This is a genomic window from Microbacterium sp. NPDC090281, assembly GCF_044769635.1.
Classification (GTDB): Bacteria; Actinomycetota; Actinomycetes; order Actinomycetales; family Microbacteriaceae; genus Microbacterium.
Map to the genome: position 1 here is coordinate 1,114,848 of NZ_JBIVYH010000002.1, position 17,011 is coordinate 1,131,858.

Genomic DNA, 17,011 nt, shown 5'->3' on the forward strand with positions numbered 1-17,011 from the left:
TTCTTCGATGAAGGGTTGAGCCATGGGAAAAGCGACGATCGTCGTGCTGCGCATCGTGATCGCGGTGGCACTGCTCGGGTCACTGGCGGTGCAGGCATTGATCGTGCCGTTGCTGTGGCTGGACCTCGGCGAGGGCGAGCTGTGGGGCCGAATCCTCCTGGTGTCACTGGTCGTGCTGGGGGTCGGCACGCTCCAGGTGTTCGGTGTGTGCGTGTGGGGGCTGCTGACGAAGGTGCGGCGCGACTCGATCTTCTCGGAGTCGTCCTTCCGGTACGTCAATGTGATCATCGGCGCGATCCTCGTCGCGGCGGTGCTCACCTGGACCGTGGCCGCACTCCTCGCGCCGACCGACATCGCTCCCGGCGTCGTGGCTCTGATCGGTGGCGCCGGGGTGGTGCTCGCCGGGATGGCGCTGCTCGTCGTCGTGATGAAGGCACTGTTGCGGCAGGCGATCGACCGCGAAGCCGAGGCGAGATCGCTGCGCTCCGAGCTCGACAACGAGGTGATCTGATGCCTGTCGTGGTCGATATCGACGTGATGATGGCGCGCCGCAAGATGAGTGTCGGCGAGCTGGCAGACCGGATCGGCATCACTCCGACCAATCTCGCCGTGCTGAAGAACGGTCGCGCGAAGGCCGTGCGATTCACGACGCTCGACGCACTGTGCGTGGCCCTCGAATGCCAACCCGGCGACCTGCTGCGATGGGAACCGGAGCCGGGCACCCCATCCGCTCACACGGACTGACCTTCCTCTCACCGCAGCGCCGCCGAGGCGACCGCACGCATCGCGGATGTGACCACACCGAACGCTCCGGGCGATGAGAGCGCACACAGCACCTCCGCCACGCGCTGCACCGCGTGCGTGTCACTCACTCCTCGCCCCCACTCCCCTTCCCAGTGCGACCGCAGCGCCCATTCCGAGAACCGACGAACGTCGTCTCGCCCTGGAGCGAGCACGGCCTCTCCAGCAGCGACCGCGTCAGCCACTTCGTCGACGGTGGCTGCAGACCCGTCGGCGACTGCGAGCAGGGCGAGGGTGGCTTTCCGAGACTGCCCGCTGAGATACGGGCCCGCCCGCCCGGCCTCTCGCACGACCTCGACGATCCGCTGGAATGCGCGAGCCTCTCCGACCGCCAACGACTGCCCACGGTGCGTGACGACGACGCGCCCGCGCAGGCGGCGCACCGCCTTCGTCCGTCGCGCGAGCACCATGAGCGCATCCACGGGATCGGGCAGCCCGTCCGCCGCGGCATCCGGCCAGTCGAGGGCCTCGACGACTTCGGAGACCACGGCACGGGGCAGCCACCCGTCGGCCTGATCCTGTTCGACGCCGTCGGAGCCGATCCGCGCGACCAGCATCCGCAGGCTAGCCGTCGCCGACTCGATTGCCGCCGCCGCCGGAGGGGGCGCTGCAACGAGCCCCGTTTCTTCGAGGTGCGCGAGTAGTGCGAGTCTCCGCACCGGAGTCAGCGTCTCGGAAAGCGTCGCGATCGGCGAGGACGGCTGCAGGCCATGGCCGAGTTGCACGCCGACCGATGAGTCGAAGTGCGGCTGCACCAACCCGAATCGCTGCGCGAGCTCGAACTCGACATGCTCGGCGCGGAACGGCGGGCGCCGGACCTGCCACCCCACCGATCCCTCGCGCTCAGCCCGTCGCTCGCTCGGCACCGCTCGTCCGATGTCGACGACAGTGACCCTCGGATCGCCCATCTTGGCTGTGAACGGGCCGCTGATCACCACGTCGACGGCATCGGCGACACCGGGAATCGCGACCTGCTGCGCCTCTGACCTCCAGGGCGTGAGGTCGATGAGGGGCGACGAGTCGGCGCCGTCGTCGGACTCCGCCCACTCGAACTCCGACCATTCGGGCTCGAGCCCGAGGCTCAGACGGTATGCCTCGATGAGCCAATAGGAGGGCGCGTCGCGCGGGACACCGATGACACGGGTGAACTCGGGACGATCGGCCACTGACATCTCGACATGAAGGGCCCGCGTGACGTGGACGTGCTCTGAGAGGTTCATCCGGGCAACGCTAGATCGCGGCTGACCCCGCCTTCGGCCCCGAGAACACGATCTGTCGAGAACTTGTCGAAACTCGCGATGGTGCAGGGAAAGCGAAGGCCCTGCAGCACGAGAGGAGCATCCTCACCGCACCGCAGGGCCTGGCCTCCGCCGATCAGCGCAGCACGAACTCCACCGTCGTGACGTTGCCGGCCACGTCGTAGACGTGCAGCGTGTTGGCACCCTTGACGCCTCCGAACGCTCCCGGCTTCACGAAGTTGAGGTCTGACCAGGCGTTGTTCGTCAGGTCCTTCACCACGCCGTTGAGCTCGACCCGGTCGATCTTGCCCGCGTCGTTGAGCTTGTAACTCACCTTGTCGTAGCCCGCCGCGTCGCCGACCGTGAAGGAGTCGCCCGTCTTGACGGTCACGGTGGGGGCTGTGGCATCGACGACCACATCGAAGGTCGAGGTCTTCGAGATGTTGCCCGCGGCATCCTGCGCGTTGTACCTGACCGTGTATGCCCCGTCGGGGAGCGTCACCGTCGCGACGTGCGAGCCGCTCGTGCCCGCGACGGGCGACTGCGTGCTCTTGACGAGCTTGCCGCCCTGGTAGATGTTCGCGACGATGCGCGCGAGGCCGACCTCGTCGGTCGCGTCGACCCGGATGTCGATGGTCTTCGAAGGCCCGGCCGCAGTCGGGCTGACGAGAGTCACCTGCGGACGCGTAGTGTCCGGCACCTGACCTGCGACGAAGGCGACCGAGGTCTTCTCGGAGCGGTTGCCGTACATGTCGACGGCGGTCACCTCGGCGATGTAGCTCGTGCCCTTCGTGAGGGTGATGAGCGGGGCATCGGCTTGCCGACCGTTGCGGATGGCGAGCGGGATCTCGAGGACGCTCGGACGCGGGGCGATCTGGAAGTCCGCGAGGACCTTCGCACCGGCGCGGATCGGCAGCGCCTCGACACCGGTCGCCGCATCGCGGACCCGCACGTCGTAGCCGTAGACCGACTCGTCATCGGTCGCGGCGGGGACGCGGAGCACATCGGCTCCAGCGGCCGTCACGACATGTTCCGGCGCCCCCTGCTGCACCGGGGCGACGTTGTCACGGGCGGCCGAGGTGTAGTCGAAGTTCGCGCGCACCTCTTCGGGCGTGGCCCCGTCGAGGCGGACCGTCCAGGTCGGACCAGCGAGCGTGCCCGCGCTGGCGAACGGGTAACCGGACTGGTAGCCCCACGCACCGTTCGTGTAGGTGCGCTCGTCATCGGCCGCGAAGTTGATGCGGTCGACCTCGGTGCGGTCGGCGTAGACCTCGACGTACAGGGCCTGTGCGGTCGGGATCGTGAACTCGTCCCAGAGGGCGTTGCCGTAGATCTGGTACGCGTCGTGCGGGGTCTCGGTGTACGACATCGATCCGTCGTTGACCGCGGTGAACGCGCCCTGCCAGATCGAACGCTCGTCGTTCAGATTCAGGTGCGAGTGGCCCGAGAAGTAGACCGCCTGAGGGTAGCCGGAGAGGTCTGCGGTGAGAGCAGCGTTCGAGGCCTGGGCCCCGTCATAGACCGTGTTGGCGGTCGGGCGGTGGCCGACGACGAAGAGCGGCTTGTTGAGGGCGTCGGGCTCCGCGGAGAGGGCGGCGAGGCGTCCCTGAAGCCAGGCGCGCTGCGCCCCCGAGTATCGCTCGGTGTCGATCACGAGGAACGTCTGGTCGTCGACCGTCTTCTCGTAGTAGCCGCCGGATGCGTTCGGGAACCACTCGCCGTAGTACTTGGCCATGTCGGCGTTGCCGACGTCGTGGTTGCCGTGAGACATCAGGATCGGGGTGTCGTCGAGGCCGAGGCGGTCGATGTTCTCGTCGAAGATCGTCTTCACGACCTGGTGGTCGGGCGCGGTGTTGTTGTTGTTGTCGTTGATCTGGTCGCCGTTGGAGATGATCAGGTCGGGGTCGGGGTTGATCGACGCGAGCGTGTCGAAGTGGCTCGCCCAGATGCCCCGGTTCTTCTCGGTGAGGGCCGACGTGTGCACGTCGCTCATCACGAAGAACGACAGCAGCGGCTCCTCGGCGGTCTTGATGATGTAGCCCTCGATCTCGGCGGGCGATGTGGCACCGCCCTTGATCGACACCGCGGCGAGGTTGGTCGTCTCGTCGATCACGAGCGGCTTCTTGTAGACCGGGCTCTTGGCGGTCGGCGTCGACCCGTCGAGGGTGTACCTGATCTCGGCGCCCTGCGGCCCGGTGAGTGCGACCGTGGTCGACTCGGTGAATCGTCCACCCTCCTGGCTGAACGTCGGAGCAGCCAACTCATCGGCGGCGTTCGCCGCTGCGAGGGGGAACGCGACGGCGGCGGCGACGGCCGCGAGCGTGCACACCCCTGCGATCTGTCTCTTCACTTGATCCTCTTCCACGTGTATATCTACGACGCGCGATTCGGCGCCCGGAAGCGACGTTAGGGAGCGAGTGGAGACACGGAAGGGCGGGAGCAGGAACGTTAGGTAAACAACTTTGCCCCATGGGCGCGGAAGGTTCGTGGGAGAAGTAAATACAAGATCACGGAGCGCCTGCGGCGTGCCCGCCCGAGGACGACTTCGATCCTGGACAACCGTGGTGCCGTAGCGCCGTGGTGCCGTAGCGCCGTGGTGCCGTAGCGCCGCGGCCGCCTCGCACCCACCTGCGCCACGACTGTCAGCGTCAGGCGGCGATGCCGAAGCGCGCTCGGCCGCCAAGCCTCGGGGTCTGTGCGGGGTCGACATATCGGGGTGGGATGAACCACACCCGCGCCGCCGCACCCCCGCTCCCGCTTCCGCTCCCGCTCCCGCTCCCGCTCCCGCTCCCGCTCCCGCTCCCGCTCCCGCTCCCGGCAGCATCGATGCGGATCTCCCACCCGTTGTCATGGATGCGGTGATGACATGTCTCGCACAGCAGCACCCCGTTGGAGAGATCGGTCGGTCCGTGATCGCGTTTCCACCATCGGATGTGATGCGCCTTGGTCATCTCCGGTGGCAATCCGCACATCGCGCATCCCCCGTCACGCTCGACCAGCGCCAACCGTTGCGCCTTCGTGAACAACCGTTTCTCCCGCCCCCAGTCGAGAATCTCACTGTCCCCACCGAGAACGCAGGGGATCACGCCGCCCCCAGCTGCCATCCGCCGCGCGGCTCCGACACTGACCGGCTGATCGACACCATCCACAGTCGCCGACCCGGTGCCAGCCTCAAGATCGTCGAGGTTCATCCGGACGATCACGGTCGCACCCGCCACCGGAACCCGCCGCTCGCACCCGAGCACGTGCGCGCAGAACACCGCGAGGGCATCAGCCTGGATCATCGGGACCGTCCGCCGATCCGCATCCGGAGCACCCGCGTCAGGCGCATCCTTCCGCGCAGCGAACACCGCCGTCACGAACCCCCGGATCGCCGTCACGACCGGTGCCGCCGTCTCGACATCGAGCACAGCGTTCAGATGCACCATCCCATCCCGCTCGAACAGCGACAGTGCACGCTTCCCTCGACGTTCTTCCTCCTGAGGCTCCAGACCATCAGGGTCGAGCCACGCCTCAACGCGGACGACGAGCTTGCGCACATCATCGAGCGCCAGCCCCTGAGCCTTCTGCACCAGCATCCGCTCCCCTTCGGCGATGCGCTCCACCCCGGCGGCGACGCGGCAGCGATCCAGCACCGCGATGATCAGTGCCGCGCCCTGCGCGCTCAGCGCCCCCGAACCGAGCGCCTCGCGCACAAGCGGGTACCTCGCCGGCAATGGCGATCCGATCAGATCGGTGCGCGGCGCCGTCGCCTCGCCCACCTTGACGAGGCGAGAGGCATCTCCCGTCGACACACCCGTTGTCGCGGCGATCAGCTTGGCCGGAGTGCGGAAGCCCTGCTGCTTCGCCAGACTCTCCGCTCCCAGCTCGGGTCGTGACTCATGCGAGATGCCCGCGGCCACATCGACATGCACCGCATCCAGTCGCCGCTGCAGCACACCTATCGCGTCGTTTACCGTGATGAGCTGCGCGCGGGAGAGATCACCGGAATCGACGGCCCCCGACCAAGCCGCGTCAAGGCGAGCCATCGCCTCGTGCAAACCGGTCAATGTCGTCATGCTTCATTTTATCCCGCCTACACGCTACATTCGTAGCTTTGCACGAAGAGCATGCCGGAATTCCGCGCAGATCAAGCGATCGCGACCATCCGGAGAACTGCACAGGAAGCGCTTATATAGAACTTATCCACGATTTTCGGGAATCCGCCCCGCAAGCAGCTCCTGCAACCGCCCGGCCTCACCCTCCGGCATCGCGTACCCGTGCTCTGCCGCCGGATACTCGCCCCCGCGGACCTCGGCCGCATACGCCTCGACGCCGGCGATCGCGGCGCTGCGCAGATCGGCGTAGCGCTTGACGAACTTAGCGGCACCGCCGTCGTAGAGGCCGAGCAGATCGTGGAAGACGAGGACCTGTCCGTCGGCATCCGCTCCGGCTCCGATGCCGATCACGGGTATGTCAAGAAGCGGCACGAGCGCGGCGGTGACCTCGGACGGCACCGCTTCGACCACGAGCATCGAGCATCCGGCAGCCTGCAGCGCGAGGGCGTCGTCGATCACGGCGAGCGCCCCGTCGGCGGTGCGTCCCTGCGCACGGTAGCCGCCGAGCGCGGTGGCCGTCTGCGGGGTGAGCCCGACGTGCCCGACGACCGGGATTCCGGCCCGCACGAGCGCCCGCGCACGGTCGACGGTCGTGCCGCCGCGCTCGATCTTCACGAGGTCGCAGCCGGCCTCCTTGATGAAGCGTTGAGCCGTGGTGATGGCGAGTTCGTCGGAGGCCTCATAGGAGCCGAACGGCAGGTCGCCGACGAGCAGCGGAACGGTCAGTCCGCGCCGCACAGCCTTCGTCAGCATGAGCATCTCGTCGATCGTGACGGGCACGGTGCTGTCGTAGCCGAGCACGGTCATCGCCGCCGAGTCACCCACGAGCACGACATCGACGCCGGCGGTCTCGACGATCTGCGCGCTGGGGTGGTCGTAGGCGGTGACCATGACGATCGGTTCGCGAGCCTCCTTCTTCGCGGTCAGAGCAGCGAGCGTGACGCGCTTGCGGGGAGCGGCGTGGGCGCTCATGCGCTGGCCTCCGTCAGCAGACGGTCGACGGCGTCGTCGACCTGGATGATCACGTTGCTGCGGTCGACATGCACGACGACCGGTTCGTAGCTCGCGAGGTCTTCGCGCGAGTAGTCGGCATAGGAGATGACGATGACGGTATCGCCCGCGTGCACGAGGCGAGCGGCCGCGCCGTTGACCTGGACGACACCGGATCCGCGCTCGCCCACCAGGGTGTAGGTCTCGAACCGGGCGCCGTTGTCCACGTCGACGACATGCACCTGCTCGTGCGGGAGAATGTCGGCGGCTTCCAGCAGGTCGGGGTCGATCGTGATCGATCCGACGTAGTTCAGATCACTGGCGGTGATGGTCGCTCGGTGGATCTTCGACTTCAGCATGGTGCGTCGCATCAGACGTCGCCCTTCGGGTCGTGGGGATTCACGTCTGTGACGGAGAAGACGTGGTTGTCGATCAGCCGGGCAGCCCCGACGTGTGCGGCGACCGCGAGCAGAGCGTCGGCTTCGATGCGGGTGACAGGTTGCAGCGTCTCGGCATCTCGGAGTTCGAGATACTCGGGGCCGATTCCGGCGTCGTCGAGTACACGGCGTGCGGCCGACAGGATGCTGTCGGCATCGCGCTCCCCCGCGTCGAACACCACGGCCGCCGCGTCGAGGGCGCGGTTCAGGGCGGTCGCCTGCGCGCGGGCATCCGGGTCGAGGTACACATTGCGTGAGCTCATGGCGAGCCCGTCGGCCTCGCGCACGATCGGGCACGCGACGATCCGCACGTCGAGGTCGAGGTCGCGTACGACACGGCGGACTACCAGCACCTGCTGCGCATCCTTCTGCCCGAAGTAGGCGGTGTCCGGTCGGACGACCCCGAACAGCTTCGTGACGACCGTGGCGACGCCGTCGAAGTGGTGCGCTCCGCGGCTGGCGCCGTCGAGCACGTCGGTGAGGCCGTCGACGCGGATGTTCGTCGCGAACCCGTCGGGATAGATCTCGGCCACGGCGGGGGCGAACAGGATGTCCACGCCCTCGGCTTCGGCGAGCGCGACGTCGCGTTCCTCATCGCGCGGGTAGGCGCTGAGGTCTTCGTTCGCGCCGAACTGGGTCGGGTTCACGAAGAGCGAGACGACGACGAGATCGGATGCCGCACGTGCGGCACGCATGAGCGAGAGGTGGCCGTCGTGGAAGGCACCCATCGTGGGGACGAGGCCGATCGTCTTGTTCGCACCCCTGGCTTCGCGGATCACTGCTCTGACCTCGGGGATCGTGCGGAGGATCCTCATACGTGCGACTCCTCGGATGCAGTAGCGGGGCGGGCAGTAGCGGGGCAGGTGGCGATCGTGCGGGTGGCTTCGGCGAGAGCGTCGAACAGGTCATGGAGTTCGACCTCTCCGGCAGCTGCCCGCTGACGCGCGACGGTCGCCTCATCTCCCCGGGCGATGGGTCCGGTCAGAACAGCGGCGGCACCGCTCGTCGCCCAGTTCTCGACGGTCTGACGGACGAGCGGGGCCAGGAGCGCCCGCGCTTCGTCGTGGGGAATGCCCGCAGCCGAGGCCAGCCTCTCAGCCGCGTCGAGCATGGTGAGGACGAAGTTCGAGGCGAAGGATGCGGCCGCGTGATAGGTCGCACGGTTTGCGTCGTCGACCTCGAAAGCGCGAGCACCGAGGGCTGCGGCGAGCTGTTCCGCGACCTCGCGGGCTTCGGGCGTGCGGCCGGCGATCGCGGCGCCGATGCCGTTGAACGCCTCGGCCGACTCCGTGCCGGTGAAGGTCTGCAGCGGATGGAGGCCGAAGTCCACGTCGGTGAGCGGAGTGGCGCCGGAGACGTGCCCGAGGAAGCGCGCATGGGATCGGGCTTCGAGAGCGACCTCCGCGATCGCGGCATCCGGGACGCAGAGCAGCACGACGTCTGCATCAGGGATCTGCTCGTCGCGCCCGGACGGGCCGAGAACCTCGAGCTCCGCCGCGTGCAGTGCCCGCACGAGTACACGTCCGAGACGGCCGGCGCCGACGATGGCGATGGTCGTTCCTGGTGCGAGCGAAGGAGAGGTCTGCATGTCGATTCCCCGAGCCGGAAGAGACGGTTCGGATGGCAAAAGTATCTGCCCGTCGCGGCTTCCGCTCCAAATCGGGGAGCGATATGCCAGCCTGCCGAGCGGCTTTTATTGCAGATATGCAAGGCTTGACAAGAGATCAATTGGCATCATGCTTTTCCGCGCAATCGGCGAATCCCTGGGACGCATCATCTCACCCCAGGGGCCTCCCCTGCCGCCGAGCTCAGCCTCGAGGTCAGACGGCGATGATCCCCGCTCGAGAATTGTCGGCACTGCCGTGCCGAGGAAGAGCCAGGAGAAGCCGCCGATGAGGGACTGCGTCGGATGCTCCGCCTGCAGCGAGCCCCGCGTTATGCAACCCGGAGACTGCCTCGAGCCTTCAGCCCAATTGCCGCGGAGGGCAGACCTCGGAGCGAGATCGCTACTTCCGATTCTTTCGCCTTACGGCGATGGAGATGACGCCGAACACAGCGAGAAAGATCAGCGTGAACCACATCATTTCCATGGCCCCACCCTACGTAAACAAAGTGAGAGCAAGAGATCAGCTCAAGACCGACACCGATCAGTCGCGCAGAACCGAGTCGAGCAGCCCGGGGAAGAGCGCGTCGAGGTCGTCGCGCCGCAGCGTCAGCATCCGACGACGTCCATTCGGCTCGTTGCGGATGACACCGGCTTCGCGCAGCACCTTCATAAAGTGCGACTTGGTCGACTTCGGCAGGTTCGGGTCGGTGGCGTGGCAGGCGGCCATGTCGAGGGGGCCGTCGGCGAGCTGGCGCGTGATCGCGAGGCGCTCGGGGTCGCTGAGCGCGAAGAGCACGTCTGTGAGCTCGATCTCGGAGCGCTCCGGGTGCGGAAGGTCGCCAGGCATAGTTCGAGAATAGTTGAACAATCGACGGATGGCGAGTACGCTCCGATAGTTCGATGATTCTCGAACCTTACGAGGAGACGCTATGACCACGACCGAGCCGATCGTCGCCATCCCGCAGCCGACGACCGCCCCGCGGGCGCGCACCCGGTTCGGGTTCGTCCTGGCGATCGTCGCGCAGATCCTCATGATGGTCGGGGCGAGTGCACCGTCGCCGTTCTATCCGGTGCTCGCACAGGAGATCGGCTTTGACGCGATCGTCATCAGCGCGGTGTTCGCGGTCTATGCGGTGGCGCTGCTGCTCACCCTCCTCACCGCCGGGTCGCTGTCGGACCATGTCGGCCGTCGCCCCGTCGTGATCGCGGGGTTTCTGCTGCTCGCCGGAAGCATGTTCCTGTTCTGGCATGCGGATGCCGTCGCCATGCTGTTCCTCGCCCGGATTCTGCAGGGCGTCGCGAGCGGTCTGCTCATCTCGGCGCTGTCGGCGACGGTGCTCGACTTCGCGCCGGGCGGACGCGCGGGGGTCGCCGCACTGTGGAACGCGCTGAGCCCGGGGATCGGGCTGGCGCTCGGCGCACTCGTGTCCGGCGTGATGCTCGACGTCAGTGGCGAGGCTCTGCTCGATGTGTTCGCACCACTGAGCTCGGCCTACATCGTGCTCGCAGCCCTTTTCTTCCTCGTTCCGGAGACTGCACCCCGCAAGCCCGGCGTCTGGGCATCACTGAGCTTCCGCCTGTCGATCCCGTCCGCGATTCGGGCCGACTTCTGGCGCGGCGCTCCGGCCGTGATCGCCGGGTGGGCGACGGGCGGGCTGTTCCTGTCACTCGGCGCGAACATCGTGCGGGGCGAACTCGGCGGAGAAGCGCACGTCTGGCAGGGTCTCGGTGTCGTGCTGCTCGCCGGAGTCGGGGCTGTCACGGCTTTCGCCCTCCGAAAGATCGCGGCGCGCTCGATGGTGCTGTTCGGGACGTCGGCGCTGGCGTTCGGAACCCTGCTGTCGCTCATCGCACTCGGCCTCGGCTCGCTGCCGTTCTACCTCGTCGCCGCCGCGGTGACCGGCATGGGATTCGGGACCGCGTTCTCCGGAGTGGTCGCATCGTTGGCGCCGCGGATTCCGGCGACGCAGCGGGCCGACACCTTCGCCGTGATCTACCTGCTGGCGTACCTGGCGTTCGGGATTCCGGCCGTCATCGCGGGCGCGCTGGTCGGGGTCGTCGGCCTCGAAGCGGTGTGCGTCGGCTACGGAATCGTCGTGATCGCGCTGGCAGGGATCGCGTTCGGGTTGCGTATGCGCCGAGCGGCATAGAAGCGCGGACCGCCCCTCAGCCGATCGCCGTGCCGTCCTTCCAGACGGTCCGCACGAGCGGAACGCCGGGACGATAGGCGAGGTGGATCCGGGTCGGTGCCTCGAGCAGCACGAGGTCGGCCCTGGCGCCGGGCGTGATCACGCCGACGTCTTCGCGGCGCAACGCCTTCGCGCCGCCCGCGGTCGCCGCCCAGACGGCTTCGGCCGGGGTCATCCCCATGTCGCGCACGGCCACGGCGATGCAGAACGGCATCGACGAGGTGAAGCTCGACCCCGGGTTCGTGTCGCAGGCCAGCGCCACGGTCACTCCTGCGTCGATCAGGCGGCGCGCGTTCGGATACGGCTGGCGCGTCGAGAACTCGACGCCCGGCAGCAGGGTCAGCACGGTGTCGGAGCCGGCGAGCGCGTCGATGTCGGCATCCGTCAGATAGGTGCCGTGGTCGATGGAGGCCGCACCGAGCTCGACGGCCAGACGCACACCCTCTCCCGGTCCGAGCTGGCTGGCGTGCACGCGGGGTGCGAGTCCGCGTGCGATGCCGGCTTCGAGCACCCGCCGTGACTGCGCCACGGTGAAGGCTCCGGTCTCGCAGAAGACGTCGATCCACTTCGAGTGCGGGGCACACGCGTCGAGCATGGGGCCGGTGACCAGGTCGACATACTCGTCCGGGCGGTCGGCGTACTCCGCGGGCACGACATGCGCTCCGAGGAAGGTCACCTCCGGCGTCACTTCTGCGGCCAGGCGCACCAGGCGCTCCTCGTCGACGACGCTCAGCCCGTAGCCGCTCTTGATCTCGACAGTCGTCGTGCCCTGGGCGAGCATCTCGTCGAGGAAGCCCCGCAGCCGTGCACGCAGCTCGTCATCGGTCGCGGCGCGGGTGGCGGCGACGGTCGAGCGGATGCCACCGGCCGCGTACTTCTGCCCCGCCATGCGCGCCTCGAACTCGACGGCGCGGTCGCCCCCGAAGACGAGGTGGCTGTGGCTGTCGACGAACCCGGGGATCACCGCACGTCCGGCGGCATCCACGACCTCGTCGGCGGCGGGAGCGTCTGCGGCTGGCCCGACCCATGCGATCCGCTCGCCGTCGATCAGCACGGCCGCGTCGGTCAGGGTTCCGGTACGGTCGCCGTCATTAGCGACGTTGGTGGTCAGTTCCGCGATGTTCGTGATGAGCGTGCGCATCCGCATCCTTCCGAGGGACCGGCGTCGTCAGGCGAATCGCCCGACGACGCCGGTTCGAGTGTGTCAGAGCTTGTCGATGTCAGAGCTTTTCGACTTCAGAGCTTCTCGACTTCAGAGCTTCTCGACGTCAGAGCATCGGCACCTTGAGGCCGCGTTCGCGGGCGACCTCGCGGGCGTGCTCGTAGCCGGCGTCGACGTGGCGCATCACTCCGGTGCCGGGGTCGTTCGTCAGCACGCGCTCGAGCTTCTCGGCGGCGAGCGCGCTGCCGTCGGCGACACTGACCTGGCCGGCGTGGATGGAGCGGCCGATGCCGACGCCACCACCGTGGTGCAGTGACACCCAGGAAGCGCCGGATGCCGTGTTGAGCAGCGCGTTCAGCAGGGGCCAGTCGGCGATCGCGTCGGAGCCGTCCTTCATCGCCTCGGTCTCGCGGTACGGCGATGCCACGGAGCCGGAGTCGAGGTGGTCGCGGCCGATCACGATCGGGGCCGACAGCTCGCCCGAGGCGACCATCTCGTTGAACTTGAGCCCGGCGAGGTGCCGCTCCTTGTACCCGAGCCAGCAGATGCGGGCGGGCAGACCCTCGAAGTGCACCTTGTCGGCGGCCTTCTCGAGCCAGCGGTGGAGGGCTGCGTCTTCGGGGAAGAGCTCGGCGATCGCCCGGTCGGTCATGTAGATGTCTTCGGGGTCGCCGGAGAGGGCCGCCCAGCGGAACGGTCCGCGTCCTTCCTCGAACTGCGGGCGAATGTAGGCCGGCACGAATCCGGGGAACTCGAACGCCCGGTCGAAGCCGCCCAGCTTCGCCTCGGCACGGATCGAGTTGCCGTAGTCGAACACCGCGGCTCCCCCATCCTGGAAGGCCACCATGGCCTCGACGTGCGCAGCCATCGACTCGCGCGAGCGGCGGGTGAACTTCTCGGGATCGCGCGCGGCCTCGGCCTTCCAGTCCGCGACGGTGATGCCGACCGGAAGGTACGCGAGCGGGTCGTGGGCGCTGGTCTGATCGGTCACGATGTCGATCGGCACACCTCGACGCAGCAGTTCGGGGAACACCTCGGCCGCGTTGCCGACGACACCGACTGAGAGAGCCTGGCCGGCTTCCTTGGCGGCGACCACGCGGGCGATGGCCGCATCGAGGTCGGTCGAGTACTCGTCGAGGTAGCCGTGCTCCACCCGGCGGGCGAGACGCGACTCATCCACGTCGACGATCAGCACCGCCCCGTCGTTCATGGTCACGGCGAGCGGCTGGGCGCCGCCCATCCCACCGGCACCGCCGGTGAGAGTCAGCGTTCCGCGGAGCGAGTCGCGACCGAGCGAGCGGGCGACGGCGGCGAAGGTCTCGTATGTGCCCTGCAGGATGCCCTGCGTGCCGATGTAGATCCATGACCCGGCGGTCATCTGCCCGTACATGATGAGCCCGAGCTCTTCGAGCTTGCGGAACTCGGGCCACGTCGCCCAGTCGCCGACCAGGTTCGAGTTGGCGATGAGTACTCGCGGCGCCCACTCGTGGGTGCGGAAGACGCCGACCGGCTTGCCCGACTGCACCAGCAGCGTCTCATCCGGCTCGAGCTCGTCGAGGGTGCGCACGATCGCGTCGTACGCCTCCCAGCTGCGGGCGGCCTTGCCGGTGCCGCCGTAGACGACCAGGTCTTCCGGGTGCTCGGCCACCTCGGGGTCGAGGTTGTTCATCAGCATGCGCTTGGCTGCCTCGGCGCCCCAGCTCTTCGCGGTGCGCTGGTTGCCGCGTGCGGCGCGGACGACGCGGGGCCCGGACACCGGAGCATCGGATGCGCTGGTCACGGAAGCGGTGGTGTCGGAAGCGGTGGTGTCGGATGCGGTGGACTCAACCATGAGTGTGCTCCTTTGCGATGCGGGCGACGTCGCCCGACTGGACGAGGGCGGTGACGGCTTCCATCTCCGGGGAGAGGAAGCGGTCGGGGCCGGGGCCTTCGGCAACAGTGCGGACCAGGTCGCGCACAGCGCCGGTGGCGGGTCCCGCCTGTAGCGGCGCGCGCAGGTCGAGGGCGCGGGCGCCGGTGAGGATCTCGATCGCGAGCACGCGGCCGAGGCCGTCGATCGCGCGACGCAGCTTGCGGGCGGCCGCCCATCCCATCGACACGTGGTCCTCCTGCATGGCGGAGGACGGGATCGAATCGACGGATGCCGGCACCGCGAGGCGCTTGAGCTCGGAGACGATTCCGGCGGCCGCGTACTGCGCGATCATGAGGCCGGAGTCGACGCCGACCTCATCGGCGAGGAAGGGCGGGAGTCCGTGGCTGCGGGCAGGATCCAGGGCGCGGTCCGTGCGGCGTTCGGAGACCGAGGCGACATCGGCGACCGAGATCGCGAGGAAGTCGAGGACGGCCGCGACCGGAGCGCCGTGGAAGTTGCCGTTGGACTCGATGCGTCCATCGGGAGTGATGACGGGGTTGTCGATGACGCTGGCGAGCTCGCGGCCGGCGATCATGGCCGCATGGGCGAGGGTGTCGCGTGCGGCGCCGTGCACCTGGGGCGAGCAGCGCAGCGAGTAGGCGTCCTGCACGCGGCCGTCGTCCGGTCCCTTGTGGCTGGCGACCATGGGGGAGTCGCCGAGGAAGGCACGCAGATTGGCGGCGGACTCGGCCTGACCCGTCTGGGCACGGAGCGCCATCAGGTCGGCGGCGAACACGGCGTCGGTGCCGAGCTGCGACTCGACCGACATGGCCGCGGCGATGTCGGCGGTGAGCAGGAGCGTTTCGAGGTCGTGGAGCGCGAGCACCAGCATGCCCAGCATGCCGTCGGTGCCGTTGATGAGGGCGAGGCCCTCCTTCTCGACGAGGGTGAGGGGCTCGATGCCCGCGGCGGTGAGTGCCTCGGCTGCGGGCAGGAGTGCGCCAGACGCATCGCGGACGTCGCCTTCGCCCATCGCGGCCAGGGCGATGTGTGCGAGAGGCGCGAGGTCGCCGGAGCAGCCGAGCGAGCCGTACTCGCGAACCACGGGCGTGATGCCCTCGTTGAGCAGTGCAGCATAGGTCTCGACGACGACCGGGCGCACGCCGGTGCGTCCGGAGGCCAAGGTCTGCAGGCGCAGGAGCTGCAGACCGCGGACCACCTCGCGCTCGACCTCGGTGCCGGTGCCCGCGGCGTGCGAGCGGATCAGGCTGGCCTGCAGCTGGAGCCGCCGATCGGGGGCGATGAACGTGGTCGCGAGGGCGCCGAACCCGGTGGAGACGCCGTAGTGCGGGTTCGGGTCTGCCGCGAGGCCGTCGATCACGCGGCGGGTGTCGGCGACACGAACGAGCGCCTCGGCATCGATCTGGACGGGAGCGTCGTGGCGGACGACGGCGACGACATCGGCGGGAGACAGCGGAGCCGCTCCGACCAGCACGGGGGCAAGTTCGGTCATGGTTCGATTCCACACCCGACGTGTCGTGGAGGACACCCGTTCGTGCGATGCTGTGTCTGTGATCCCAGACAAGCCCGAGGCGATGCAGGTTGGCGCCTCCCAGGTGCCAGCGACGCAGGTGCCTGCCGACCAGGCGCCTGCCACGCAGGTGCCGGCTGCGGAGAACACGCTGCGCATCCTGAGCTATCTCGCCGGGCGGCCTGCTCCGGTGGCGGCGTCGGCGATCGCGCGCGAGCTCGAGCTGCCACGGTCGACGGTCTATCACCTGCTCACCACGATGGCTGCGCATGGATTCGTGCTGCACCTGAGGGAAGAGCGCCGCTGGGGTCTAGGAACCTCGGCCTTCGAACTCGCCGGCGGGTACACGCGCCAGCAACCCCTGGCACGAAGAGGGCGGCCTTTGGTGGCTGCGCTATCGGACCGGCTGGGCGAAAGCGCGCACCTCGCCGTAATGAGCGGTGGGGATGTGTTGTACATCGTCGAAGAACGTGCGCCTCGACGGCCCGCGCTGGTCACGGATGTCGGTGTCCGGCTGCCGGCGCACCTCACGGCTTCAGGACGCGCGATGCTCGCTGCTCTCCCCCGAGAGCAGGTGCGGGCACTGTATCCCGACGTATCCGCGTTCCCCGATCGCACGGGCCTCGGCCCCCGGACCCCGAGCGAGCTGCGGGAGTTGCTGCGTGAGGTGCGGTCGCGTGGTTATGCCACCGAGAACAGTGAGATCGCGGATGGTCTGCGAAGCGTGGGTGCGGCCGTCCTCGACCACACCGGGTGGCCGGTCGCTGCCGTGGCCGTGACCTGGGCCGACGAGAGTCTCGATGAGCGTGAGCTCGCGGACGCCGTGATCGACACCGCGGCGGCGTTGGAGTCCCGGATGAAGCGGTGAGCATGGGTTTTGCGGAGGCCGTGGACCCTGGCGAAAGCGCTGGCACTGGCCCTTGCCCTTGCCCTTGGCGAGGCATGGGCCTTAACGAAGAAGAGCCGCCCTGGTCGGGGCGGCTCTTCTTCTTGTTTCGGGCACTCTTCGTGTAAACGCAAAATGGCCACCCAACGATGGGTGGCCATTTTGACTAAAAGGAGTCCGGCGGTGTCCTACTCTCCCACAGGGTCCCCCCTGCAGTACCAT

Annotated in this window: 15 protein-coding genes; 4 read left to right on the plus strand and 11 right to left on the minus strand. The window is 68.2% G+C overall.

Annotation, left to right across the window (positions count from 1 at the left end):
- Positions 1–22 precede the first annotated feature (22 nt).
- Both ACIQTX_RS19430 and ACIQTX_RS19435 read left to right on the plus strand, forming a co-directional pair.
- Entirely contained in the window at positions 23–511 is a 489-nt protein-coding gene (locus ACIQTX_RS19430) for a DUF2975 domain-containing protein (RefSeq protein WP_402975497.1), read from the plus strand.
- On the plus strand, positions 511–744 hold the full coding sequence (locus ACIQTX_RS19435; RefSeq protein ID WP_402975500.1) for a helix-turn-helix domain-containing protein: 234 nt from the start codon (positions 511–513) through the stop codon (positions 742–744). The genes ACIQTX_RS19430 and ACIQTX_RS19435 overlap by 1 nt, the downstream gene beginning before the upstream one ends.
- An 8-nt stretch (positions 745–752) precedes the next feature.
- Here the strand turns inward: ACIQTX_RS19435 and ACIQTX_RS19440 are convergent, their stop codons facing one another.
- The 8 genes from ACIQTX_RS19440 to ACIQTX_RS19475 form a co-directional block, all read right to left on the minus strand.
- The gene (locus tag ACIQTX_RS19440; protein WP_402975503.1) at positions 753–2,021 is read right to left on the minus strand and encodes a hypothetical protein; all 1,269 of its coding nucleotides are present in this window, start codon (positions 2,019–2,021) and stop codon (positions 753–755) included.
- 154 nt (positions 2,022–2,175) lie between these two features.
- A complete protein-coding gene (locus ACIQTX_RS19445; protein WP_402975506.1) occupies positions 2,176–4,389 on the minus strand; it encodes a chitobiase/beta-hexosaminidase C-terminal domain-containing protein in 2,214 nt (737 codons plus the stop codon).
- A gap of 298 nt (positions 4,390–4,687) precedes the next feature.
- On the minus strand, positions 4,688–6,097 hold the full coding sequence (locus ACIQTX_RS19450; protein WP_402975509.1) for a DUF222 domain-containing protein: 1,410 nt from the start codon (positions 6,095–6,097) through the stop codon (positions 4,688–4,690).
- Between the two features lie 123 nt (positions 6,098–6,220).
- On the minus strand, positions 6,221–7,108 hold the full coding sequence (panB, locus tag ACIQTX_RS19455; protein ID WP_402975512.1) for a 3-methyl-2-oxobutanoate hydroxymethyltransferase: 888 nt from the start codon (positions 7,106–7,108) through the stop codon (positions 6,221–6,223).
- Positions 7,105–7,497 (minus strand): aspartate 1-decarboxylase, encoded by a 393-nt coding sequence (gene panD, locus ACIQTX_RS19460; protein WP_402975515.1) that lies wholly within the window; start codon positions 7,495–7,497, stop codon positions 7,105–7,107. Before panD ends, panB begins: the two co-directional genes overlap by 4 nt.
- The gene (panC, locus tag ACIQTX_RS19465) at positions 7,497–8,378 is read right to left on the minus strand and encodes a pantoate--beta-alanine ligase (protein ID WP_402975518.1); all 882 of its coding nucleotides are present in this window, start codon (positions 8,376–8,378) and stop codon (positions 7,497–7,499) included. Before panC ends, panD begins: the two co-directional genes overlap by 1 nt.
- Positions 8,375–9,151 carry a Rossmann-like and DUF2520 domain-containing protein gene (locus ACIQTX_RS19470; RefSeq protein WP_402975521.1) on the minus strand — a complete coding sequence of 259 codons (777 nt, stop codon included), beginning with the start codon at positions 9,149–9,151 and terminating at the stop codon, positions 8,375–8,377. Before ACIQTX_RS19470 ends, panC begins: the two co-directional genes overlap by 4 nt.
- 559 nt (positions 9,152–9,710) lie before the next feature.
- Entirely contained in the window at positions 9,711–10,016 is a 306-nt protein-coding gene (locus ACIQTX_RS19475; protein ID WP_402975524.1) for an ArsR/SmtB family transcription factor, read from the minus strand.
- 82 nt (positions 10,017–10,098) lie between these two features.
- On the opposite strand from ACIQTX_RS19475, the gene ACIQTX_RS19480 reads away from it, so the two are divergent.
- Entirely contained in the window at positions 10,099–11,319 is a 1,221-nt protein-coding gene (locus ACIQTX_RS19480) for an MFS transporter (RefSeq protein ID WP_402975527.1), read from the plus strand.
- A 16-nt stretch (positions 11,320–11,335) separates the two neighbouring features.
- On the opposite strand, the gene hutI is transcribed toward ACIQTX_RS19480, so the two are convergent.
- The 3 genes from hutI to hutH all read right to left on the minus strand — a co-directional run bounded on the left by hutI (position 11,336) and on the right by hutH (position 15,885).
- Entirely contained in the window at positions 11,336–12,499 is a 1,164-nt protein-coding gene (gene hutI, locus ACIQTX_RS19485; protein ID WP_402975530.1) for an imidazolonepropionase, read from the minus strand.
- 127 nt (positions 12,500–12,626) lie between these two features.
- Positions 12,627–14,351, minus strand: coding sequence for a urocanate hydratase (hutU, locus tag ACIQTX_RS19490; RefSeq protein ID WP_402975532.1), 1,725 nt, complete (start codon positions 14,349–14,351; stop codon positions 12,627–12,629).
- Positions 14,344–15,885: a histidine ammonia-lyase gene (hutH, locus tag ACIQTX_RS19495; protein ID WP_402975535.1), complete on the minus strand. Its 1,542-nt coding sequence runs from the start codon at positions 15,883–15,885 to the stop codon at positions 14,344–14,346. Before hutH ends, hutU begins: the two co-directional genes overlap by 8 nt.
- 148 nt (positions 15,886–16,033) lie before the next feature.
- Between hutH and ACIQTX_RS19500 the strand changes: the two genes are divergently transcribed.
- Entirely contained in the window at positions 16,034–16,771 is a 738-nt protein-coding gene (locus ACIQTX_RS19500; RefSeq protein WP_402975594.1) for an IclR family transcriptional regulator, read from the plus strand.
- Positions 16,772–17,011 lie beyond the last annotated feature (240 nt).

Excerpts from the sequence above, each read along its gene's own strand:
- panC (WP_402975518.1), bottom strand. The coding sequence starts at position 8,378 with ATGAGGATCCTCCGCACGATCCCCGAGGTCAGAGCAGTGATCCGCGAA.
- hutU (WP_402975532.1), bottom strand. The coding sequence starts at position 14,351 with ATGGTTGAGTCCACCGCATCCGACACCACCGCTTCCGACACCACCGCT.
- hutH (WP_402975535.1), bottom strand. The coding sequence starts at position 15,885 with ATGACCGAACTTGCCCCCGTGCTGGTCGGAGCGGCTCCGCTGTCTCCC.
- ACIQTX_RS19430 (WP_402975497.1), top strand. The coding sequence starts at position 23 with ATGGGAAAAGCGACGATCGTCGTGCTGCGCATCGTGATCGCGGTGGCA.
- ACIQTX_RS19440 (WP_402975503.1), bottom strand. The coding sequence starts at position 2,021 with ATGAACCTCTCAGAGCACGTCCACGTCACGCGGGCCCTTCATGTCGAG.
- ACIQTX_RS19435 (WP_402975500.1), top strand. The coding sequence starts at position 511 with ATGCCTGTCGTGGTCGATATCGACGTGATGATGGCGCGCCGCAAGATG.
- ACIQTX_RS19450 (WP_402975509.1), bottom strand. The coding sequence starts at position 6,097 with ATGACGACATTGACCGGTTTGCACGAGGCGATGGCTCGCCTTGACGCG.
- ACIQTX_RS19480 (WP_402975527.1), top strand. The coding sequence starts at position 10,099 with ATGACCACGACCGAGCCGATCGTCGCCATCCCGCAGCCGACGACCGCC.
- ACIQTX_RS19470 (WP_402975521.1), bottom strand. The coding sequence starts at position 9,151 with ATGCAGACCTCTCCTTCGCTCGCACCAGGAACGACCATCGCCATCGTC.
- hutI (WP_402975530.1), bottom strand. The coding sequence starts at position 12,499 with ATGCGCACGCTCATCACGAACATCGCGGAACTGACCACCAACGTCGCT.
- ACIQTX_RS19475 (WP_402975524.1), bottom strand. The coding sequence starts at position 10,016 with ATGCCTGGCGACCTTCCGCACCCGGAGCGCTCCGAGATCGAGCTCACA.
- panB (WP_402975512.1), bottom strand. The coding sequence starts at position 7,108 with ATGAGCGCCCACGCCGCTCCCCGCAAGCGCGTCACGCTCGCTGCTCTG.
- panD (WP_402975515.1), bottom strand. The coding sequence starts at position 7,497 with ATGCGACGCACCATGCTGAAGTCGAAGATCCACCGAGCGACCATCACC.